The organism is Serratia sp. BNK-4 (assembly GCF_048685115.1).
GTDB classification, from domain to species: domain Bacteria; phylum Pseudomonadota; class Gammaproteobacteria; order Enterobacterales; family Enterobacteriaceae; genus Serratia; species Serratia bockelmannii.
The window spans coordinates 1,021,935-1,041,738 of the sequence record NZ_JBLQTM010000001.1; the positions used below are offsets into that span (position 1 = coordinate 1,021,935).

Annotated in this window: 23 protein-coding genes; 12 read left to right on the top strand and 11 right to left on the bottom strand. The window is 60.0% G+C overall.

Translation table 11 applies throughout. From position 1 onward, the window contains the following. Positions 1-50 precede the first annotated feature (50 nt). Positions 51-728: a DJ-1/PfpI family protein gene (locus tag ACMGGW_RS04930; protein WP_025301948.1), complete on the bottom strand. Its 678-nt coding sequence runs from the start codon at positions 726-728 to the stop codon at positions 51-53. A gap of 91 nt (positions 729-819) precedes the next feature. Between ACMGGW_RS04930 and ACMGGW_RS04935 the strand changes: the two genes are divergently transcribed. The 3 genes from ACMGGW_RS04935 (at position 820) to pbpG (ending at position 3,993) form a co-directional block, all read left to right on the top strand. Further along, positions 820-1,764 carry a GlxA family transcriptional regulator gene (locus ACMGGW_RS04935; protein WP_049203829.1) on the top strand — a complete coding sequence of 315 codons (945 nt, stop codon included), beginning with the start codon at positions 820-822 and terminating at the stop codon, positions 1,762-1,764. 44 nt (positions 1,765-1,808) lie between these two features. Beyond that, a complete protein-coding gene (locus tag ACMGGW_RS04940; RefSeq protein WP_025301950.1) occupies positions 1,809-2,912 on the top strand; it encodes an adenosylhomocysteinase in 1,104 nt (367 codons plus the stop codon). A gap of 151 nt (positions 2,913-3,063) precedes the next feature. Continuing rightward, positions 3,064-3,993: a D-alanyl-D-alanine endopeptidase gene (gene pbpG / locus ACMGGW_RS04945; protein ID WP_025301951.1), complete on the top strand. Its 930-nt coding sequence runs from the start codon at positions 3,064-3,066 to the stop codon at positions 3,991-3,993. 34 nt (positions 3,994-4,027) lie between these two features. On the opposite strand, the gene ACMGGW_RS04950 is transcribed toward pbpG, so the two are convergent. Beyond that, positions 4,028-4,483: a GNAT family N-acetyltransferase gene (locus tag ACMGGW_RS04950; protein ID WP_033637538.1), complete on the bottom strand. Its 456-nt coding sequence runs from the start codon at positions 4,481-4,483 to the stop codon at positions 4,028-4,030. Positions 4,484-4,559: 76 nt separating this feature from the next. Here ACMGGW_RS04950 and ACMGGW_RS04955 point away from each other — a divergent pair, with 76 nt between their 5' ends. The 5 genes from ACMGGW_RS04955 to ACMGGW_RS04975 all read left to right on the top strand — a co-directional run bounded on the left by ACMGGW_RS04955 (position 4,560) and on the right by ACMGGW_RS04975 (position 9,150). Further along, complete coding sequence (locus ACMGGW_RS04955; protein ID WP_049203833.1) at positions 4,560-4,964, top strand: VOC family protein; 405 nt, start codon at positions 4,560-4,562, stop codon at positions 4,962-4,964. Between the two features lie 119 nt (positions 4,965-5,083). Then, positions 5,084-5,989 (top strand): alpha/beta fold hydrolase, encoded by a 906-nt coding sequence (locus ACMGGW_RS04960; protein ID WP_049203834.1) that lies wholly within the window; start codon positions 5,084-5,086, stop codon positions 5,987-5,989. A 184-nt stretch (positions 5,990-6,173) separates the two neighbouring features. Further along, positions 6,174-7,178, top strand: a complete 1,005-nt coding sequence (locus tag ACMGGW_RS04965) for a TauD/TfdA family dioxygenase (protein WP_025301958.1) — start codon at positions 6,174-6,176, stop codon at positions 7,176-7,178. A gap of 11 nt (positions 7,179-7,189) precedes the next feature. Then, positions 7,190-8,107, top strand: coding sequence for an AEC family transporter (locus tag ACMGGW_RS04970; RefSeq protein WP_025301959.1), 918 nt, complete (start codon positions 7,190-7,192; stop codon positions 8,105-8,107). A gap of 122 nt (positions 8,108-8,229) precedes the next feature. After that, positions 8,230-9,150 (top strand): DUF808 domain-containing protein, encoded by a 921-nt coding sequence (locus ACMGGW_RS04975; protein WP_025301960.1) that lies wholly within the window; start codon positions 8,230-8,232, stop codon positions 9,148-9,150. A 229-nt stretch (positions 9,151-9,379) separates the two neighbouring features. Here ACMGGW_RS04975 and ACMGGW_RS04980 read toward each other — a convergent pair whose 3' ends face one another. The 7 genes from ACMGGW_RS04980 to ACMGGW_RS05010 all read right to left on the bottom strand — a co-directional run bounded on the left by ACMGGW_RS04980 (position 9,380) and on the right by ACMGGW_RS05010 (position 14,800). Continuing rightward, positions 9,380-9,919: a GNAT family N-acetyltransferase gene (locus ACMGGW_RS04980; RefSeq protein WP_025301961.1), complete on the bottom strand. Its 540-nt coding sequence runs from the start codon at positions 9,917-9,919 to the stop codon at positions 9,380-9,382. A 112-nt stretch (positions 9,920-10,031) separates the two neighbouring features. Beyond that, a complete protein-coding gene (locus ACMGGW_RS04985) occupies positions 10,032-11,057 on the bottom strand; it encodes a MerR family transcriptional regulator (RefSeq protein WP_025301962.1) in 1,026 nt (341 codons plus the stop codon). A gap of 233 nt (positions 11,058-11,290) precedes the next feature. Then, positions 11,291-11,740: a type II toxin-antitoxin system PemK/MazF family toxin gene (locus ACMGGW_RS04990; protein WP_004939660.1), complete on the bottom strand. Its 450-nt coding sequence runs from the start codon at positions 11,738-11,740 to the stop codon at positions 11,291-11,293. A 152-nt stretch (positions 11,741-11,892) separates the two neighbouring features. Continuing rightward, positions 11,893-12,705 carry a MetQ/NlpA family lipoprotein gene (locus tag ACMGGW_RS04995; RefSeq protein ID WP_025301963.1) on the bottom strand — a complete coding sequence of 271 codons (813 nt, stop codon included), beginning with the start codon at positions 12,703-12,705 and terminating at the stop codon, positions 11,893-11,895. 129 nt (positions 12,706-12,834) lie between these two features. Continuing rightward, on the bottom strand, positions 12,835-13,686 hold the full coding sequence (locus tag ACMGGW_RS05000) for a DUF1460 domain-containing protein (protein WP_025301964.1): 852 nt from the start codon (positions 13,684-13,686) through the stop codon (positions 12,835-12,837). A 104-nt stretch (positions 13,687-13,790) separates the two neighbouring features. Beyond that, positions 13,791-14,333, bottom strand: coding sequence for a GNAT family N-acetyltransferase (locus ACMGGW_RS05005; RefSeq protein WP_148123218.1), 543 nt, complete (start codon positions 14,331-14,333; stop codon positions 13,791-13,793). Beyond that, the gene (locus ACMGGW_RS05010; protein WP_164062864.1) at positions 14,333-14,800 is read right to left on the bottom strand and encodes an acyltransferase; all 468 of its coding nucleotides are present in this window, start codon (positions 14,798-14,800) and stop codon (positions 14,333-14,335) included. Before ACMGGW_RS05010 ends, ACMGGW_RS05005 begins: the two co-directional genes overlap by 1 nt. Positions 14,801-15,005: 205 nt before the next feature. On the opposite strand from ACMGGW_RS05010, the gene ACMGGW_RS05015 reads away from it, so the two are divergent. Beyond that, positions 15,006-15,596, top strand: coding sequence for a Yip1 family protein (locus ACMGGW_RS05015; protein ID WP_025301967.1), 591 nt, complete (start codon positions 15,006-15,008; stop codon positions 15,594-15,596). Positions 15,597-15,650: 54 nt separating this feature from the next. On the opposite strand, the gene ACMGGW_RS05020 is transcribed toward ACMGGW_RS05015, so the two are convergent. Both ACMGGW_RS05020 and ACMGGW_RS05025 read right to left on the bottom strand, forming a co-directional pair. Continuing rightward, positions 15,651-16,502, bottom strand: a complete 852-nt coding sequence (locus tag ACMGGW_RS05020) for a DMT family transporter (RefSeq protein ID WP_197833502.1) — start codon at positions 16,500-16,502, stop codon at positions 15,651-15,653. A gap of 243 nt (positions 16,503-16,745) precedes the next feature. Next, a complete protein-coding gene (locus ACMGGW_RS05025) occupies positions 16,746-17,036 on the bottom strand; it encodes a hypothetical protein (RefSeq protein ID WP_127146440.1) in 291 nt (96 codons plus the stop codon). A gap of 64 nt (positions 17,037-17,100) precedes the next feature. On the opposite strand from ACMGGW_RS05025, the gene ACMGGW_RS05030 reads away from it, so the two are divergent. Genes ACMGGW_RS05030 through ACMGGW_RS05040 form a run of 3 tightly spaced genes read left to right on the top strand, consistent with a single transcriptional unit; the run spans position 17,101 to position 19,794 of the window. Then, on the top strand, positions 17,101-17,817 hold the full coding sequence (locus ACMGGW_RS05030) for an ABC transporter ATP-binding protein (protein ID WP_127146460.1): 717 nt from the start codon (positions 17,101-17,103) through the stop codon (positions 17,815-17,817). A gap of 16 nt (positions 17,818-17,833) precedes the next feature. After that, positions 17,834-18,790 (top strand): ABC transporter substrate-binding protein, encoded by a 957-nt coding sequence (locus tag ACMGGW_RS05035; protein ID WP_025301970.1) that lies wholly within the window; start codon positions 17,834-17,836, stop codon positions 18,788-18,790. Next, positions 18,787-19,794 carry a FecCD family ABC transporter permease gene (locus ACMGGW_RS05040; protein WP_197819320.1) on the top strand — a complete coding sequence of 336 codons (1,008 nt, stop codon included), beginning with the start codon at positions 18,787-18,789 and terminating at the stop codon, positions 19,792-19,794. Before ACMGGW_RS05035 ends, ACMGGW_RS05040 begins: the two co-directional genes overlap by 4 nt. The last annotated feature ends 10 nt before the right edge of the window (positions 19,795-19,804 follow it).

The following is a 19,804-nucleotide window of genomic DNA, read 5'->3' on the forward strand; positions in this document are numbered from 1 at the left end:
TCCTTACTCCTTATGTGGCTGACGCATAAGGGCAAGTATACGCCCGATCGCTAGCCTTGGGCGATTTGGGCCACCAACGCTCTGCGCCGCGCCAGGCTTTCCGCCATTTGTGCCTGTACCTTGGCGTAAATGTGCGGCGGGGCCAGTTCCGGCGTGCCGCCCTCGAACGGCGGGGCCGGGGCGTATTCCAGATAAAGTTGGATCGTCTGTGCGGTGTCTTCGCCGTGCAGTTCGGCGATCAGCGCCAGCGCGAAATCGATGCCGGCGGTGACGCCGCCGCCGCTGATTACGTTGCCGTCGCGTTCTACGCGAGCAGCGCTGGGTATGGCGCCGAACAGCTTCAGGCTATCGCGCATAGACCAGTGGCAGGCGGCGCGTTTACCCAGCAATAGCCCGGCGGCGGCTAGGATCAGCGAACCGGTACACACCGAGGTCAGGTAGCGAGCATCGGTGCCCAGCCGACGGATTTGCCGCATGAATGCTTCATCCTGTAATGCCTGGGTGCAGCCGCTGCCGCCCGGCACGCACAGCACGTCACAGCGCGCGATCTCCGGCAGCGGGCGCAGCTGAGTGAAGTGCAAGCCTTCCGATTCGACATCCGCGCCGTCTACCGAAGCGACGATGATTTCCGCGCCCGGCATGCGGCGCAGAAACTGCAGCGGGCCGGTGAAGTCGAGTTGGGTGACGCCTTGATAGATGGGAAATACAATCACGAGTGGTTCAGACATGACATTCGCCTCATTTTTATCGTTGGACCTGGGCCATAATAGCCGCCCTGTTTTTGGCTGATATGACAGATAACCCTCAAAAAGCGCCATCATGAAAACGATCGGTTTTGTGGTCTTTCCCGGTTTCAACCTGCTGGACTTTGCCGGCCCGCTGGCGGCGTTCGATAACGTCAACCAGTTTACCGATCCGCCGGCCTACCGCTGCGTGGCGATTTCGCCGCAGGGTGGCATGGTCGCCAGCTCGGCCGGGGTGGAGATCGCCACGCAGCCATGCGGCGACGAGCGTTTCGATACGCTGGTGGTGGCTGGCGGCAGCGGCAACGTGATGGCGGCGCAGTCACCGGCGCTGACGGGGTTCCTGACAACCCACAGCCGGCGTGCGCGGCGCATCGCCAGCGTCTGCACCGGCGCGTTTATTCTGGCGGCCTGCGGCTTGCTGGACGGCAAGCGCGCCACCACCCACTGGTATCACGCGGCGCGATTGCAGCAGAGTTATCCGCGTATCCGTGTCGACAGCAACCGCATTTTCATTCGCGATGGCGATATCTGGACCTCGGCCGGCATCAGTGCCGGCATCGATCTGGCGTTGGCGCTGATCGAAGACGATCTGGGCGCCACCCTGGCGGCGGCCGTGGCGCGGCAGCTGGTGGTCTACCACCGGCGCCCCGGCGGGCAGTCGCAGTACTCGCTGCTGCTGGCGCTGAATCCGTCGTCGGATCGCATGCGTGCAGCGCTGTCGTTCGCGCGCGAACATTTGCACCTGCCGCTGTCGGTAGCGGATCTGGCTGACGCCGCCTGCCTGAGCGAGCGTCAGTTCGGCCGGCTGTTCCGCGCCGAAACCGGGCAGACGCCGGCCAAAGTGATCGAGCAGCTGCGGGTAGAGGCGGCCAGGGTACGCGTCGAAGAGAGCGCCGAGCCGCTGGAGGCGATCGCCCGTTCGGTGGGGTTCAGCGATCCAGAACGCATGAGACGGGCGTTTATCCGCGTCTTTGGCCTGTCGCCGCAGGCGATCCGCCGGCTCGGCCGCGCGGGATAATTTTTTGCCACGCCTGGCGGCGGGGCACATCAGAGGAGCAACGGATGTATCAGGACTTTGAGAGCGAATTGAGCTGGGCGACGCGTCATATGCCGCGCACCCGGGCGGCGATGGCGGCGTTGCCGGACCTGCACGGGGTGCGGCTGGCGTGCAACATGCACCTGGATTTGAAAATGGCGCCGCTGGTGGCCGGCCTGCTGGACAAGGGCGCGGCGATCTTCCTGACCACCTGCAATCCCACCACGGTGCAGGACGATGTGGTGGCCTGGCTGGAACGGCGGGGCGCGCAGGCCTATGCCTGGCGTGACATGAGCGCCGGCGAATGGTCGGAATCTTTCGACCGCGCGCTGGCCTGGCGGCCGACCCACCTGTGCGAAATGGGGGCGGATCTGACCACCCGTCTGCACCAGTCGCCGGGTGGCCCGCAGATCGTCGCCGGGCTGGAGGCCACCGGCTCGGGCATCAGCCGGTTGAACGGCGTGGCGCCGCGCTATCCGATCTTCAACTGGGACGATCTGCCGGTGAAAGAAGGGCTGCACAATCGGCATATGGTTGGGCTGACCGCCTGGCATACCTTCTTCCAGACCACCCATTTGACGCTGCACGAGAAGCGCGTGCTGGTGATCGGTTACGGCCTGGTCGGGCAGGGGACGGCAGCGGCGGCCAGGGCCTACGGCGGCCAGGTGATGGTGGCGGAAATCGATCCGGCGCGCGCGCTGCAGGCGCGTTATGACGGCTGGCAGGTGGTGGATCTGGCGAGCGCGATCGCGCAGGCGGACGTGATCGCCACCGCGACCGGCGCGAAAAACGTGCTCTCGGCGCAGCATCTGCAACAGGCGCAGGACGGCGTGTTTATCCTCAACGTCGGCCACGTGGCGGAAGAGATCGACGTCGGCTTCCTCAAGGGCTTGCCGCACCACGAGCCGATGCCTTATGTGAACGCTTACCAACTGAATGAAAAGACGGTCTATTTGCTGGCCAATGGCTCGATGTTCAACCTGACCGCCGGCTATGGCGACAGCCTCAACGCCTTCGACGTGACGCTGGCGGTGATGGCGGCCGGCATCGGCCATATCGTCGGCGCCGGGGCGCGGCAAACGCCGGGGCTGTACCTGCTGCCTCAGTCGGCCTGGCAGCCGGCGCTGTAACTTTTTCTACGCGGGCGTTCATCCCAGAGCGCCCGCGGGCTGCGTCGTTTTTCGGCCGACAGAATTTGTCACAAATCCGCCATACAATCCCAGTGCCAAGCGCTGAACCCTCACATATAATTCGCTGAGTTCAAGCCCCCATTTCAGAGTAATGCCTGTGAAAATACGTGTTTTGGTTCTGACCCTGCTCGCTTTGCAGGCGGGCGCAGGCTTTGCGCCGCGCGCGCTGGCCAGCGACAACGCCGCCGCCGTACACGCCACCCAGCCGGAGCTGGCCTCCGGCAGCGCGATGGTTGTCGATATGCAAACCCATAAGGTGATGTACGCGCGCAACCCGGATGAAGTGGTGCCGATCGCCTCGATCACCAAGCTGATGACCGCCATGGTCACGCTGGACGCGCACCTGCCGCTCGACGAGATGCTGTCAGTGGACATCCACCAGACGCCGGAGATGAAAGGGGTGTATTCGCGGGTACGGCTGAACAGCGAAATCAGCCGCAAGGACATGCTGCTGCTCGCGCTGATGTCGTCGGAAAACCGCGCGGCCGCCAGCCTGGCGCACCACTATCCGGGGGGCTACAACGCCTTCATCAAAGCGATGAACGCCAAGGCCAGGGCGCTCGGCATGACCAATACCCATTATGTGGAACCGACCGGGCTCTCTATTCATAACGTGTCGACGGCGCGCGATCTGACCAAGCTGCTGATCGCCACCAAACAATACCCGTTGATCGGCCAGCTCAGCACCACCACCGAGCGCATGGCCAGCTTCAAAGACCCGAACTACACGCTGCCGTTCCGCAACACCAACCACCTGGTGTACAACCCGAAATGGAACATCCAGCTGACCAAGACCGGCTTCACCAACCAGGCGGGCCACTGCCTGGCGATGCGCACCATGATCGGTAACCGCTCGGTGTCGCTGGTGGTGCTGGACGCCTTCGGCAAATATACCCACTTCGCCGACGCCAACCGGCTGCGCAGCTGGATCGAAACCGGCAAGGTGACGCCGATCCCGGCCGCCGCCCGCGACTATCGTCGCCAAAAAGACGCCAGCCTGGCGAAAAACGCCACCGAATGACCCGCCTGGCGGTCCGCCCGTTTGCGGCGGGCCGCTATCGGCCCTCGGGCCGTCTGATGACAAATCCCCGCTCGCGATCGCCGTCGAAGCCCGCTTTCAGGTAGAGCTGGTGCGCGCCGGTGCGTTGCTGCCCCGACAACAGCATCACCTTGTAACAGCCTTTTCGCCAGGCTAGCTGCAGCGCGTATTCGATCATGGCGAGCGCCACGCCGTGGCCGCGGTAGGGCTCCGCCGTCACCACGTGTTCGATGACGCCGAACGGCTGCGCCTGGTGCGCCAGCCCCGGGATCAGCGCCAGCATGCAGGTGGCGATCGGTTGTTCCTCGTCCGCTGCCACCACCAGACGGATCGCCGGATCGTCCAGCAGACGTTGCAGGGTGCGGCGCGCATCGTCGGTGCGCAGCGGCGCGTCCTGCGGGCGCAGCTCGCGATACAAGGCTAACAGGCCGTTGAGATCGTCCGGCTGCGCCAGGCGATGAATGATGCTCATGGTTGCTCCTTTCCGCCGCTTCAACGGTAATCCGCTATCCTCCATTAATACCACAACGTTTGCCGGAGGGGATGTTATGAGTCAGGTTTCGACCTTTGTCATGTTCCAGGGAGAGGCGCAGCGGGCGATCGATCTCTACAGCCAGGTGTTCGAGCGTTTTCGGCTCATGCAGGTGCAGCATTACGACCCGACGCCGGACGGCCGGCGATTGATCAAGCATGCTGCCATCGATTTCGATCGGCAGAACCTGGTGTTTATCGACAGCCCGATCAGCCATGACTTTAGCTTTACCCCGGCGGTGTCGCTGTTCATCAACCTGCCTAACGAAGAAGCGTTGGAGCGGGCGTTCCACCGGCTGGCGGAGGGCGGCAAGGTGCTGATGCCGCTCGATGACTACGGCTTCAGCGCCCGTTTCGGCTGGCTCAACGATCGTTTCGGCCTTTCCTGGCAGCTCAATGTGCCGGCGGGCGATCTGCCCTGACGCTAAGGGAGAATGTGCAAAAGAATGGTAATTACTGCTGTTATTTCATATTGTTATAACCATTTTGGCGAGGAGCTTTGCCGTAGGAAATACCGACAATATTCATGGAAAGGTGCGCTTTGATTGATTTTGACCGCTATGTTGAGCAAGCGAAGTCTTACGGTGAGTGGCCGGGCGGGCATGTGGACATGTCGTCCGGTCGTATAGATGGGTTGAGCTATCGTCTGTATCGGCACACTGCCGAGAGTGAAGACGTGATCCTGGTCTATCACGGCGGCGGGGTTAACAGCGCCGCCGGGTATGACGTCCTTGCGCGCCAGTTGGCGGCCGAGCCAACGCTCGCGGTGTGCCTGGTCGATATTCGCGGACATGGCGATTCCACGGGAGAGCGGGGAACGGTTGAGCGGCCTGAGCGTATTTGGCGCGATGTCGATGTCATCCTGGCGGAAATGCGCCTGCGTTTTCCGTTGGCGCGCAGGCACCTGCTTGGCCATTCCAGCGGCGCCGGGATGTTGCTCAACTACTTGACCCGTTATCCTTGCGAGCTGCAGGCGGACAGCCTGATCATGCTGGCGCCCGAACTGGGGCCATTTTCCGGCATAGCCCGCGATCTGACGGCGGCGGCCCGTTTTGCTCAGGTGCGCCAATGGCCCTTTGTGGCCAATGCGCTCAGCGGTGGGCGATGGTTCGGGCAATCTCGGGCGGTCAGCCTGAATTTTCCCCCAGCCGTGCTGGCCGCCGCCCCCGATTTTGTCTGTCAATACAGCGTCAATATGGCTAACGCGTTGACGCCTCGCGCCCCGGCCAAGCAACTGGCGGCGCTGCGATTACCGACTTTGCTGCTGGCGGCCGCGCAGGATGAGCTGTTCAGCGCGCAATCCTTGCAGCGTTTCGTCGAACAGCATGGCAGTGCGCATGTTGCCTTTGGCTTGCTTGAGGGCAGTACGCATTTATCGTGCGTTTTTGAGGCCCACGGTCATGTCCTGCGCTATCTCTCGGGCGTATTCGCTATCGCATCCGATTGAGACGTATGCGCGTAGCTGTTTGTTTATTAATCACTTCTTCTCCACCGCTAACTGGACGGAGGAGTGGTGATTAAGATCACGAAATTAGTTAATAAATCTTTATGAATTTGATTGCATAATGTTAACATCCTGCCGCTTTCATTAGGCTTGCTAATGATATTCTTATTGTCAAGGAATGCTCAGGATGGATTACCAAAACGTCTTTCAATTGACGGATCAGGAAAGAAACGAGTTATTTTCGGCATTAGATAAAATTGCTTACGATCCCGCCGGCGGTGATGCGTATATTCACGCTATACGTTCGGCCATGATCACCCACTTACCCCACAGATTAAGTGCCGCATTAAGCCAGCAAAAGGCGTCAATCAAACCACGGCCTTATCTTATTTTAAAAAATGTGCCGGTGGATAAAGAAGTGTTCTTTTCCCCTTGTCCGAACCAATATACGCCTTCGGCCAAATCAGGGAATATCAGTGAAAACCTGTTGGTCGGCATCTCTTCGCTAATTGGTGAACCCTATTCGATGTATTTCGAAGGGAAAGAACTGATTAATAATCTGATCCCCAAACGCGAAGCCAAAAAAGAATATACCGGTCTGGGGTTCGATGTTGAATTGGATTTCCATATTGAAAATGCGGCCCTGAAACACCTGGAGCAGTTCAACGTCTCGCCGATGGGGTTGCTGTTAGCCGGCGTGCGCCGCGATCCGCACAGCCCGATGACGCGTATCTCCGATTCGCGTTTGGCTATCGCTCAACTGAGCCGCGAGGACGTCGAAACGCTGGCCAGCCCGCTGTACAGCATCAAGCTGCCATACCGTTGGCGCCAGTCCACGCAGGCCGGGCGCGAAGAAACCGCGCTGGTGCCGCTGATTTCGCAAAACCATGTTCTGCCGGATGTGAGCGCCGTTTTCTATCCCGGCATGATTGCCGCCAGCACGCCGCGAGCGGAAGCCGCACTGGAGCGTTTCTACGGGCTGGTGAAAGAAAATGCCATCGGCATCGATATTTGCCCGGGCGATTTGGTGTATATCGATAACCGTTTTGCGCTGCATTCACGCGATAAATTCACGCCATCTTTCGATGAAAGAGATACGCCGTTGCGCTGGGTACAACGCGTCTTCATTTCGGCAAGCTTGTGGAATCACCGCAACCTCAATCAGGTTGAAGAGCGCATTTTCTCGATTTAAGGTTATTATTCATGCTGAACGTTTTTCTTTCTATATTACCGATTTTTTTGTTAATCGTGCTGGGCTATTTGTCAAAGCTCTATGTTAAAGACGTTGCCGTATTTTGGGGCTTTTCAGACAAATTCGTTTATTACCTGTTTTTTCCGGCGCTGTTGATATTGGATATCAGCGAGGCGGATTTTAGCGGCGCGGACAGCTTTTATCCCGTTGTGGCGACCATAGTTTCCACGCTGGCCATCGCGTTGATTATTTTCGTTGGCAAACTGTTTTTCAATACGTCGGCCGATCTGTTTACCTCTATTTTTCAGGGCGGAGTCAGATACAACTCTTATGTATTCATCGCGCTGTCGCAATCGCTGTTCGGCAGCGAGGGGGTGGCGCTGTCCGGTTTCTTCGTGGCCTATATGATCATTCTGACCAACATCATGAGCGTGTTGGTGATGAACCATTACGGCACCGGCAGCAAGAAAAGCCTGAGCGGCGCGCTGCTGGCGCTGACGAAAAACCCGCTGATCATCGGCGCGTTGTTCGGGGTGCTGATGAACCTGTGCAACCTGCACATCACTGGCGCGCTTAAACAGCTGTTCGTTTATCTCTCCAACGCCGCCACGCCGCTGAGCCTGATGTCGGTCGGCGCAGGGTTGATCGTCAGCATGCATATTCGCAAGCTGGTTTCCATCTCTTATGCGACCGTGCTGAAACTGGTGGCCATGCCGCTGATTACCATTGCGCTGGTGCACTATTTCGGCGCCACCGGCGTGCCGGCCAGCATCGCCATTCTCTACTCCGCCGTGCCTTGTGCCGGCAACGCCTATATTCTGGCGCGGCAAATGGGGGGCGATCATGAAGCGATGGCCTCCATCATCACCTGGACGACGCTGCTGTCGGTGATTACCGTCACCTTCATCCTGGGCAGCGTAGCGCTTTAACGTCGGCGCCGGGCGGCAATCGCCCGCCCGGCATTTTCCGAGATCCTCCCATATCCTTTCATGATGCTTTACCGCTATGCTAAACATAGAATGGCCCGTGAATATGAAAAGGATGAATCATTTTGGCAGGAAGTAGCTTACTTACCCTCATCGACGACATTGCCTCGTTGCTGGACGATGTATCGTTAATGAGCAAGATGGCGGCGAAAAAAACCGCCGGGGTGCTGGGGGACGATCTGGCGCTCAACGCGCAGCAGGTCACCGGCGTTAAAGCCGACCGCGAGCTGCCGGTGGTGTGGAGCGTCGCCAAAGGCTCGCTGATCAACAAGGCGATCCTGGTGCCGCTGGCGCTGCTGATCAGCGCCTTCGCGCCCTGGGCGATTACGCCGCTGCTGATGGTGGGCGGCGCCTATCTGTGTTACGAAGGGTTCGAAAAGGTGTTTCACAGCCTGAGCCACGGCAAGGCGGCGCAGGAGGAAAAATCGGACGGGCCCGGCGCCAATGAGGACGCCGCGGCTTATGAGAAGCGCAAGGTGAAGGGGGCAATACGCACCGACTTCGTGCTGTCCGCCGAGATTATCGCCATTACCTTGGGCACCGTCGCCGGCGCCACCTTTAGCCAGCAGGTGATCGTCTTGTGCGGCATCGCCGTTGTGATGACGCTCGGCGTGTACGGCATCGTCGCCGGCATCGTTCGGCTGGACGATCTGGGGCTGTATCTGAGCCGCAAACGCAGCGCAGTGGCGCGCTCCCTCGGCGGCGGCATCGTGCGCGCCGCGCCTTATCTGATGAAAACGCTGTCGATCGTCGGCACTGTTGCCATGTTTATGGTCGGCGGCGGCATCCTGACCCACGGCCTGCCGCCGGTGCATCACCTGTTCGAAGACTGGGCCTCGTACACCACCGTGGTGCCGACGTTTGGCCATCTTTTGCAGGGTGTGGTTCCGGCACTGCTGAACGTGGCGTTCGGGCTGGTGGCCGGCGGCGTGGTGCTGGCGGTGGTGTCGGCGCTGGGCGCGGTACGCGCGCGTTTCAAGGCATGATGAAAAGTCTCGCCCCGGAAGGGGCGGGACGTATGAGACGGATTAAAAGATCAGTTTGAGAACGCCGGTAATCGTCAACAAACCCACGATGAAGATGATGGCGACAATCCACAGAATAATTTTCATTCACTTCTCCCTTACCGGTTAGATGGCGTGCGCGATTGGCGCTAACTCAATGAAATCCCTCTTCACTATAGACGCTAACTTCCTATCGTGCGTCGCCATGCATTCAAGGATGCCGATTGTCGCCGTCACCCAGCGCGCGCTGCATAATCTGCGTGTCACGCCATTCCCCCAGTTTGAACCCCACGGCCTTTAACGTTCCGGCGCTGGTAAAGCCGAGCGACTGGTGTAGCGCCAGCGAGCCGTGGTTGGCGGCGGAATCGCCGACGATCGCCAGCATCTGGCGCCAGGGGCCTTGCTCGCAGCGGGCGATCAGCGCGCTCAGCAGCGCCTTGCCGACGCCTTTCCCCTGTTGCCCTTCGGCGATATACACCGAGTCTTCTACGGTAAAGCGATAGGCCGGCCGGGGGCGATATGGCGTGGCATAGCAGTAGCCCATAACACGGCCTTCGCTTTTCGCCACCAGCCAGGGCAACCCGGCTTCCCGCACCTTGCCTAGCCGCAGCTGCATTTCCGCCAAGGTCGGCGGCTGTTCTTCAAACGAGGCGGCACCGTACAGCACGTGGTGAGTGTAAATTTGCAGCACGGCGGCCATATCGTCCGGCGTGGCATCGAGGAGGCTGAGTACGGGAGCGGAGAGCGTCATGGTAATGCCTGTTTACCTTGGAAATCAGCAGATAAACGCCATTATGCGCGCCGCTCGCCGCCGGGATAAATCGGGTTTTCTTATGGTGAGATAAGAAAATCCTATGAGCTATTCAGCCGCGCATCAGCCGGGCCACGGCCTGGCGCAGATAGGCCAGCAACGGCGGAGTCAGCCAGGTGCCCTCGGTCAGCGAGGGTTCCCGTTCCATCGCTTCACGGATCTTCATCTGCGTCGCCGGGTTGGTGCCGGCATAGGATTGGAACAGCGCCAGCCAATCGGCCGCCAATCGCACCGCCTCCGGCGAATCGGCAGGTATGCCGTCGTTCATTGCTTGATGGAATTGAGCGATCAGAGCCGGCCACTCCTGCAGGCGGGTGAAATAGTGTTGACGCACGTAGGCGTACTCTTCCACCGACAGGTATTTTTGATAGACAGCCAGCTTGGTTTCGGCAAAGGCGCGGGTGATGTAGTCCGTCATCGTCGGTGTAATGCCGGTCTGTTCGCGCATCGACGGTTCGTCGGCGTGCATGGCGTTAAGCCGGGTGAGAAAGGCCGGGTTGCCGGCGGTGTCGCGTTCCAGCATCAGCATCCAGCGGCGTGCCATCGCCTGAGCCTGTGGCGCCTGAGGTTCGATGCCTTCCGCCATCAGTTGTCCCACGCTGCTCACCAATGCAGCCCATTCCTGATTGCGGGTGGGATCAGCTTGGTAGAATGGTAGTTGCATCAGCTCATCGGCGGTAAAGTATTTATCGTACATGGTCATTAACTCCAACGTAGTCAGCCAGTCGTTCAGTTCCGGTTCGTGCCCGGCGGAAAGTTGGGCATGCATGTGCTGCAGCCGGCCGCGCAATGCGGCGATCTGTGCCAACTGCTGCTCCAACATGGCGATCTGCTGCTCAATCACCGCCGGAAGCGCTGGCCCTGAACGCGCGAGAATTGCCCCGACTTCCGCCAGCGAAACGCCCATCCGGCGCAGCGCCTGGATGTGGTGCAAGCGGGTGATGTCAGCCCGGTTGTATAAACGATAACCAGCGTCGGAACGCGCAGAAGGGACCAGCAAACCAATGCTGTCATAGTGATGCAGTGTGCGAACGGTAATGCCGGAACGGCGCGCCAGTTCGCCGACTTTCAATAACATATGTAGCTCCTCCCTTGTGCGTGCCGGGATACTAAAGCCTGACGCCACGTAAGGGTCAAGAGCGGGAAGAAAAGATGACGTTTTAAAAATCGGTAGGCGCCAGAGAGGCAAAAGCCCAGCTGGATGGCTGGGCTTCGCAGGTCCCTGAAAGGGAGGGTATAGCATAAGGGCCTTTATCGGCTACGGCGACAATTTCACCTGATTTGTCTGTTTTGTCAACAACAGCGTACTGGTCAGAACAGCATATTTTTGGCATTGATCGACTTAATGACGGCGCGTTGTATGTCAGCAACAAGCTCGCGCGACAGACACTGGGTAAGAAAGCCTCTCTCTTTACGGGCTCTGTTCAGCCGTTGGCGGCTGACTTGCTGCACCAGATCGCCCTTTGCCCAGCGCGTTTGCGGATGAAAGAATCTCATATCTTCGATGAGTTCACGCGTAATTTCGATGTGCAATCCCCGTTCGATCTTGTTCGAATCTCTGGTGGTCGACAGCGGTACGATAATGCAGGCGTTGCCGTTAATTTTGCCGTTTAACACAACAACTAAACGGTTCTTCACCATTTCTGGTGGAATGTGGCCATCATAAAAGCCGGCTTCATGCGGTTGGCAGACTGATAGGGGATAGTTGCCATAGTTGCACTCGAGAATTTCCCCGACCTTGGGGGCAAATTTGATCGGCATCGATACACTCCTTTGTTGTGAACAATCCGTGTTATGGAGGAATGAGCATGCGGGCGTTTTGCTTTTAGAGAAAGGTGTGGCGTAAGGAAACGGGGAATGAAAGTGAAATATTGCGGATTCGTGCGCAGAATCCGCCTTGATGGTGGCCGAATTTACCAGCCTTTCACCGCGCCGCCGTTGAAGATTTTCTCGGCGGCTTTGGCGACTTCGTCCGACTCATAGGCCTTGATGAAGTTCTGTACGTTTGGCGCGTCCTTGTTGTCTTCGCGGGTGACGATGATGTTGGTGTACGGCGAGTCCTTATCCTCGATGAAGATGCCGTTTTTGGTCGGCGACAGGCCGGTCTGGTTGATGTAGGTGGTGCTGATGACGGCGACGGTGACTTTCGGATCGTCTAACACGTGCGGCAGCTGCGCACCTTCCAGCTCCATGATCTGGTAATGATGCGGGTTGGCGCTGATATCCAGCGCGGTGGGCAGCAACCCTTTGCCAGGCTTCAGGCTAATCAGCCCGGTTTTTTCCAGCAGCAGCAGGGCGCGCCCCAGGTTGGTCGGATCGAGCGGGATGGCGATCACCGCGCCGTCCGGCAGCTCTTTCAGCGATTTTATCTTTTTGGAGTAGCCGGCCATCGGGAACACGAAGGTATTGCCGACCGCCACCAGCTTATAGCCGTGATCTTTGTTTTGCTGTTCGAGGAACGGGCGGTGCTGAAACACGTTGGCGTCCAGTTCGCCTTTGTCGGTGGCGTCGTTCGGCAGCAGCGAACCGCTGAAGCCGACCAGCTCGACGTCCAGCCCGTATTTCTCTTTCGCCACCTGCCTGGCGACTTCCGCCACGTCCTGTTCCGCGCCGTTGATGACGCCGACTTTGATATGGTTTTGGTCGGTTTTTTGATCGCAGCCCTGAAGCGCCAATACGGCGGCGAAGGCCGCCGCCAGAGGGGTGATACGCCAGCGTAAGGTCATCGAAGTCTCCCTGAAAAAAACAATAAAATCAGTTGGTTTTTGTCCTTACAGCTAAGCCTGAACCGCCGGTGAAGTCAAACGCTCGTTCAGCATAAACGGCTATAGCTTATAGCCGTTATGCGGCGGTGATTATCGGCTGAGCGAACGCAGCACCACGATGCCCGGCGTAGCCATCACGTAATCCATAAAGGGTGAGTCGACGACCTGCATGTTGGCCTTGCGCGAGGAGGCGTTGCGCAGCACCGGGCCATGGTCGGTCATCACGAAGATGCCGGTGTGGGTCACGTCCAGCCCGGCGAGGTTGGTGTAAATACCGATGTAGTCGCCGGTGCGCAGCTGGGCCAGCACCTTGTCGTCGACGTTGTCGCTGGGAATGTAGGTGACGCTGCGCTGCACGTTGGGCAAGCCGGGCAGGTAGCTGCTGCCGTCCGCCTTTTGATTGAGGTTTTTCACGAGGCTGACGGCGTGCGGGCTGAGCTGGGCGGTGATGTCTTCGGCCACTTTTTTCGGCCGCTGCGCCCAGTCGGTGAAGAAGTGTTTGCGCTGCGGGAAGGCGATGTTGCCGTCGACGTAGCGAATGTCTACCAGGCGCTGAACGAACTCGGCTTCGCTGCGGGCGGTGCTGAGCGCTTCCACATAATCGATGTAGGTGAAGCAATCCAGTCCGCGGAAGTCGATCACCAGCTGCTCGGGCGTGTTCTGCGAACCGATCAGACGGTTGGCGAGATACGGCGTGCCGAGAAACTCGCGCGAAATCAAATCGACGGTGCGACCATGCGGCTGCGCGGCGGGCCAACCGGCGCGCAGCGCGAGGATCTCACGCAGCTTGCTGCGGGTGCTGGCGTCCATCTCCGGCTGCACGCCCGGCGGCGAAACGGTGACGTCGGTCGGCGGCGTCGCGGGGGAGACGGCGGTGGGGCGTTCGGCGCATCCGCTCATAGCGATAGCTAACATCAGTAAAACAGCCTTGTTCTTGTTCATACGGCCCTCCCTGGGTGTCGCTGGCTTATCAGAGTAAGTGATAACAGTTCTCATCCGATGGTAGGGGTTAAAAAGTAAACATCACCTCAATGGCAATCGATAAATCAGTAACCGATTTCGCTATTGAACGGCAAATACCAGAACAGCGCGATTTCGTGATCGGCGATCTCCGGTTCGGCGCGGTACAGCAAACGGTCGATGCCGCCGAGGATAAACCCGTAATGCTGGTAACAGCGGCAGGCCGCCAGATTGTTGTTCTGCGTTTCGAGCATCATACCTGAGGTTTCCTGCTGCCGCGCCCACCGTTTGGCGCAGTCCAGCAGTGCCCCGGCGATGCCCTGACGGCGCGCATGAGCGCTGACGGCGATCTCGTCGATCAGGGTGTAACCGTTCCAGTTTTTGCTCAGCGTGATATGGCCAACGGCGTCGTTCTGACGATACGCCAGGAAGGTAGTACTGTCTTCGTTGGCGAACGGCGCCAGCGGATACCGTTTGCGAAATGGCGCCACCGGGCGGGTTGGCCAGCTGTCGACCGGGCTGTCGAACTGCGGCAGAGCGTAACAGGCGATGGTGAAGCTGAAATCGCCGCGGGCCAGATAATCGTCGGGCAGCGCCTCAATGGCCGCGATGCGGATGGCCGGGTTCATTACGGCAGCTCCCGCAGCAGACGCGCCGGGTTGCCGGCGTAGATCCCCTTGCGGGTGATGTCGCGGGTCACCACCGCCCCGGCGCCGATCACCGCGTCGTTGCAGATCTCTACCGCCAGGATCGTGGCGCCGGAGCCGATGGACACCCGATCGCCGATGCGCGTGCGCCCCCAACTGGCCGGATCGGCGTTGGGCGCGCCATCTTTGAACAGATCGTTGGCGAAGGTGACGCCGTGGCCGACAAAGCACGCTTCGCCGAGGGTGACGTATTCGCAGATAAAGCTGTGCGACTGAATTTTACTGCGCGCGCCGATGCTGACGTGGCGCTGGATCTCGACGAACGGGCCGACGAAGACATCGTCGCCGAGCCGGCAGCCGTAAAGATTGCAGGGCTCGACAACGGTAACGTTGCGCCCGGCGTCGACGTCGACGATCCCCGCCTGACGGGTGGTGATTACGGATGACATGACCTTCCTCGCAGCCTGGTTTTTATGGTGGGAGTATAAGACAAAGCGCTGCGGCGTTGCGCTTTCCGCACGTTTTTTCGCCGAAAGACTATAATTAGTACAGGGGAGAGAGCCCCGTGGCCGCAATCCTCGCACGGGTAGCAGTCCGTCGGAGGTGTGAAATTCGTTCGCCGATCGCGACCTACGGCGAGATAGGAGGTGTCTCATGGTCAGTCATGTTTGGGGACTTCTGGCGCATCCCAGCGCCGAGTTCGAACAGATCAAAAGCGAGAATGAAAGCGTCTCGCACCTATACACCCATCACGTGTTGCTCTTGGCAGCCATCCCGGTGGTCTGCGCCTTTATCGGCACCACCCAGTTGGGCTGGCTCTCCGGCGAGGGACATGCCATCAGGCTCGACATGTTTACCGCGTTTTATACCGCCGTGGCGTTCTACCTGCTGATGCTGGCAGGCGTAGCGGCCATGGGGAAAGTCATTCACTGGATGGCGCGGCGTTATGAATCGCGCCCAAGCCTGCACCGCTGCATGGTGTTCGCCGGCTACGTGGCGACCCCGATGTTCCTCAGCGGGATTGTGGCGCTCTATCCGGTCGTCTGGCTGTGTCTGTTTGTCGGCATTATCGGCCTGTGCTATTCGGGCTATCTGCTGAATCTGGGGATCCCGCACTTCCTGAATATCGACAGTAAGGAAGGGTTCATCTTCTCCAGCTCGACCTTCGCCATCGGCATTCTGTTGCTCGAGCTGCTGCTTGGGGTGACGGTGCTGCTGTGGGGGTACGGTTCCTGGTTGTTCTGAGTTAACGGCTGTTGTTGCCCCCGCGCCGGTGGAACGGCGCGGGGGCTTTTGCTTTTATGCGCGGCGGAAAACCAGCATCACGCCGAGCACGATGCCCGCCATGCCCAGCAGGCTCAGCGCGGCTAGCGCGTGGCCGAGCAGCAGGTAATCCAGCAGGGCGGTCACTGCCGGGATCAGGTAGAACAGGCTGGTCACCTGCACCAGATTGCCGCGCTGGATAAGGCGATACAGCAAGAACGTCGCCAGCACCGAGATCACCACCGCCATCCACAGCAGCGGCAGCACGAACTCAGGCCTCCATTCGACCCGCAGCGGCTCAAACGGCAGTGCCAGCGTACACATCAATAATCCGACGGCATACTGCAGCGGCAAGACCGCCAGCGGCGGCTGCGTCATGCCTTTTTGCAGCAGGGTGCCGGCGGTCATGCAGCCCAGCGCGATAAAGGCGAACAGCATGCCGCTCAGCGAGAAGTGGGCCACCATCAGGCTTTGGTACACCACCAGCGTCAGCCCGACCATCGCCAGCGCCAGGCCGAGTGCCCGCAGCCCGGTGCAACGCCGCTCGGTGATGAACTGGGTGAGGATCGGCTGTACGCCGAGCAGCGTCGCCAGCACGCCGGGCGTAATACCTTGTTCCAGCGCTAGCAGATAGCAGATTTGATAGCTGCCGATCATCAGCACGCCGATCAGCACGACGCGCCAACGGGTGCCGGGGGCGGGGAGACACTGGCGCTGCCACAGGCCGATGACCAACAGCACCGCCAGCGCGATGGCGCAGCGGAAGAACAGGAAAGCGAAGGCAGACGCGTGCTCCAGCCCCCAGCGGGAGAAGATCGCGCCGCTGCTCCAAAGCAGGACGAACAGCGTAGCCAGGCCGGCATTGGCCCAGAGAGAAGGTAATCGCATATCAATTTCATCTGTCGTGAAAATTACAGGCTCCGGCGCGCGCGGCGGTCTACGCCTGAACGCAACAGATCAATAAGCCGGAGGTAAAAGTCGGTGTGGCTTAGCGCACAACCACAATGCGTGGCGGGTAAGCGGCAACCGCTGAAACGACAGAGGAAACGGCGGGTGGGGCAGAGGAAGCACACAGCAAAACGACGGCCGGAGCGGTCGTAAGAGTCGGATCTGTGCTGTGCGCCAACGGAGTCATAGGGGTTCCTGCAAACCGGAAATAAAACTAATCGCTTCAAACATAACCAAGTTCAGCGGTGCGTGCAATCGGAAATCACAATGATTCAAATGATAATGAAAATCATTATCATTAATTAAAAGGTGTGCTATGTTGCTTTTGCCGCGCAGTGTTGACGCAGGGGCGCGGCTTGCTCCCAGTCTCGCGGCACGCAGCGCGTGCGGCAAAAGAGGTTGCGATTCGCTTTTGCAGAAGGCGCGGAATCGTGGTAAAAATATTGATATGTTATAATATAACAATTGACGCATAATGAATTCAATTCACGACACCCTCCGCGTTGATGGAGTTAGCCTGACCGGCCACGGCGGGGCATTGATACTCGACAACATCCATTTCGCGCTCCGTTCCAGTGAAAAGCTGGCGGTGATCGGCCCTAACGGCAGCGGCAAGTCCAGCCTGTTGCGCGCCCTGATCGGCGAAACGCGGCCGGACAGCGGCGGCATTTACTGGCGAGGGCGCGCCTTGTCCGAGTGGTCGGCGGCGGAACGTGCCAGAAGCATCGCCTTTCTGGCACAAAACGATCTGCCGGATTTGCGGCTGTCGGTTGAGGACTACGTGGCGTTGGGCCGTTTACCGCATGGCGAACGCTCTGCGACGGGAAAGCGCATTGTTGACGAGGCCATCGGGGAAACCGGGCTGGCGCCGCTCAGGCACCGCCCGTTGGGGCGGCTCTCGGGCGGTCAGCGTCAGCGTGCTGCACTGGCCCGGGCGTTGGCGCAGTCTCCCGATCTGTTGTTGCTGGATGAACCGACCAATCACCTCGATCCGCCCGGGCGCTCGGCGCTGCTGTCGTTAGTGAAAAATAAAGACATTGCCGTGATTGCAGTGCTGCACGATTTGCCCGTGGCAGAGGCGTTTGCCGATCGGATCCTGGTGCTCAACGAAAGCCGCCAGGTAGCCTGTGGTACGCCCGAGGCGGTGTTGCAGACCCCGGTGATTCTGCCGGTGTTCGGCATGAACAGTTTCAAGGTGGCGCACCCCGTCAGCGGGAAAACGCTGCGTATTTTTGACGTTCCCCATTGCGCTTGATAAACCAGAGAGAAACATGAACACACGCGTATTCCCCCTGCTCCTGCTGCTGGCCGGCGGGGCGGCGGCGGCCGAAAAATTTCCCGTCACCGTAGAAAGCTGCGGTACGCCGGTCACCTTCAACCAGGCGCCGCAACGCGCCGTCATCAACGACATCAATATGGCCGAGATGGCCTTTGCGCTCCATTTGCAGGATCGCATTGTCGGGCTGACCGGCATCACCGGCTGGTACAAACTGACGCCCGACTTCAAGGCCGCGATGGGCGCCATTCCCGAACTGGCGCCGAAATATCCTGCTCTGGAAACGCTGCTGGCAGCGCAGCCGGATTTCTTCTTCGCCGGCTGGAATTACGGCATGAAGATCGGCGGTGACGTCACACCGGAGACGCTCGCCCCGTTCGGCATCAAAACGCTGGTGCTGAGCGAGAGCTGCGTACAGGCCGGCGGGCGGCCGCAAAAGGCCGATATGAACCTGCTGTATGACGATGAGCTGAAGCTCGGCAAGATTTTCGGCAAGCAGCAAGAGGCCACCGCGCTGGTTGCGGGCTGGCAGCGCCGGTTGGCTGCGCTTCCCGCCAGGCCGGCGGGCCAGCCGCCGCTTAAAGTGTTCGTCTATGACTCGGGGGAGGAGAAGCCTTTCACCAGCGGCAGATACGCTATGCCGACGGCGATCGTCGAAGCGGCGGGCGGCCGCAACGTGATGGACGATTTGCCGGCGAGCTGGACGACGGCGTCCTGGGAAGCGGTGGCGGCGGCCGAGCCCGACTTCATTATTCTGCTGGATTACCAGACCGGGTCAGGCGCCGATGCGCTGCGGCGCTTCCTCGAGTCTCACCCGTTGATGAAATTGACCCCCGCCGTACGGCACCACCGTTATCTGAAACTGCAGTATGCGGAGCTGACGCCGGGGCCGGCCAACATCGGCGCGGTGGAAAAGCTGGCGCGGGCGCTGTACGCGCCGGAGGCTGAATGAATTTGCCGACCCGGCGGTTTATGCTGCTCGCACCGCTGGCGCTGTCAGTGTTGTGCGGGCTAATGATCTGGAGCCTGCAGTTGGGCAGCGTCGCGTTGTCATGGCGACAGGCGTTTGCGGCGTTAGGGCTCGGTTCGGCGCCGCTTTCCGGCATGCTGGACACCATCGTCGTGCAACTGCGGGTGCCCAGGGCCTTGTTAGCGGCGTTAACCGGCGCCGGGCTGGCGATGACCGGCGCGCTGCTGCAGACCACCACCCGCAATGAGCTGGCCGATCCTTTTTTGTTTGGGCTCTCCTCCGGCGCCTCCGCCGGCGCGGTGCTGGTCATCACGCGCTTTGGCGATGCGCTGGGCGCGCTGACGTTGCCGCTGTCCGCTTTCGCCGGCGGTATTTTGTCGGCGATGGCGGTGATGATCCTGTTTCGCGTCAGCCGGGTCAGGCGCGCCGAGCAGCTGATCGTCTGCGGTCTGGCGGTCTCGTTTTTGTTCAGCGCGCTCACCAGCTACCTGGTGTTTTCCGGCGATCAGCGGGCGGCCGGTTCGGTGTTGTTCTGGTCGCTGGGCGGGCTGGGGTTGGCGCGTTGGGATAATCTGTTCATTCCGCTGGCGAGTTTTGTGCTGCTGGCCGGGTTTACGGCGCTGCGTTGGCGGGCGCTGGATGCGCTGCTGGCGGGCGAGCAAACCGCCCATTCGATGGGGGTCAATGTGGCGCGCCTGCGCACCGAGATCTTTCTGTGCTGCGCATTGTCTACGGCGTTTCTCGTTTCGCTGACGGGCGTGATTGGGTTTGTCGGGCTGATGGTGCCTTATCTGGCCCGGCGCCTGGTGGGCGTGCGCCATCGCTTGTCCGTGCCGATGTGCGGCCTGCTGGGGGCGATGCTGCTGACCGGCGGCGACATGCTCAGCCGCAGCCTGATCCCCCATCAGGAGCTGCCCATCGGCATCATTACGGCGGGGCTGGGGGGCGCGTTCATCGTCTCCTTGCTGCTGCGCGCGGAGCGGTGAACGCCGCCCT

Excerpts from the sequence above, each read along its gene's own strand:
- ACMGGW_RS04930 (WP_025301948.1), bottom strand. The coding sequence starts at position 728 with ATGTCTGAACCACTCGTGATTGTATTTCCCATCTATCAAGGCGTCACC.
- ACMGGW_RS04935 (WP_049203829.1), top strand. The coding sequence starts at position 820 with ATGAAAACGATCGGTTTTGTGGTCTTTCCCGGTTTCAACCTGCTGGAC.
- ACMGGW_RS04940 (WP_025301950.1), top strand. The coding sequence starts at position 1,809 with ATGTATCAGGACTTTGAGAGCGAATTGAGCTGGGCGACGCGTCATATG.
- pbpG (WP_025301951.1), top strand. The coding sequence starts at position 3,064 with ATGCCTGTGAAAATACGTGTTTTGGTTCTGACCCTGCTCGCTTTGCAG.
- ACMGGW_RS04950 (WP_033637538.1), bottom strand. The coding sequence starts at position 4,483 with ATGAGCATCATTCATCGCCTGGCGCAGCCGGACGATCTCAACGGCCTG.
- ACMGGW_RS04955 (WP_049203833.1), top strand. The coding sequence starts at position 4,560 with ATGAGTCAGGTTTCGACCTTTGTCATGTTCCAGGGAGAGGCGCAGCGG.
- ACMGGW_RS04965 (WP_025301958.1), top strand. The coding sequence starts at position 6,174 with ATGGATTACCAAAACGTCTTTCAATTGACGGATCAGGAAAGAAACGAG.
- ACMGGW_RS04970 (WP_025301959.1), top strand. The coding sequence starts at position 7,190 with ATGCTGAACGTTTTTCTTTCTATATTACCGATTTTTTTGTTAATCGTG.
- ACMGGW_RS04980 (WP_025301961.1), bottom strand. The coding sequence starts at position 9,919 with ATGACGCTCTCCGCTCCCGTACTCAGCCTCCTCGATGCCACGCCGGAC.
- ACMGGW_RS04985 (WP_025301962.1), bottom strand. The coding sequence starts at position 11,057 with ATGTTATTGAAAGTCGGCGAACTGGCGCGCCGTTCCGGCATTACCGTT.
- ACMGGW_RS04990 (WP_004939660.1), bottom strand. The coding sequence starts at position 11,740 with ATGCCGATCAAATTTGCCCCCAAGGTCGGGGAAATTCTCGAGTGCAAC.
- ACMGGW_RS04995 (WP_025301963.1), bottom strand. The coding sequence starts at position 12,705 with ATGACCTTACGCTGGCGTATCACCCCTCTGGCGGCGGCCTTCGCCGCC.
- ACMGGW_RS05000 (WP_025301964.1), bottom strand. The coding sequence starts at position 13,686 with ATGAACAAGAACAAGGCTGTTTTACTGATGTTAGCTATCGCTATGAGC.
- ACMGGW_RS05005 (WP_148123218.1), bottom strand. The coding sequence starts at position 14,333 with ATGAACCCGGCCATCCGCATCGCGGCCATTGAGGCGCTGCCCGACGAT.
- ACMGGW_RS05010 (WP_164062864.1), bottom strand. The coding sequence starts at position 14,800 with ATGTCATCCGTAATCACCACCCGTCAGGCGGGGATCGTCGACGTCGAC.
- ACMGGW_RS05015 (WP_025301967.1), top strand. The coding sequence starts at position 15,006 with ATGGTCAGTCATGTTTGGGGACTTCTGGCGCATCCCAGCGCCGAGTTC.
- ACMGGW_RS05020 (WP_197833502.1), bottom strand. The coding sequence starts at position 16,502 with ATGCGATTACCTTCTCTCTGGGCCAATGCCGGCCTGGCTACGCTGTTC.
- ACMGGW_RS05025 (WP_127146440.1), bottom strand. The coding sequence starts at position 17,036 with ATGCGTCAATTGTTATATTATAACATATCAATATTTTTACCACGATTC.
- ACMGGW_RS05035 (WP_025301970.1), top strand. The coding sequence starts at position 17,834 with ATGAACACACGCGTATTCCCCCTGCTCCTGCTGCTGGCCGGCGGGGCG.
- ACMGGW_RS05040 (WP_197819320.1), top strand. The coding sequence starts at position 18,787 with ATGAATTTGCCGACCCGGCGGTTTATGCTGCTCGCACCGCTGGCGCTG.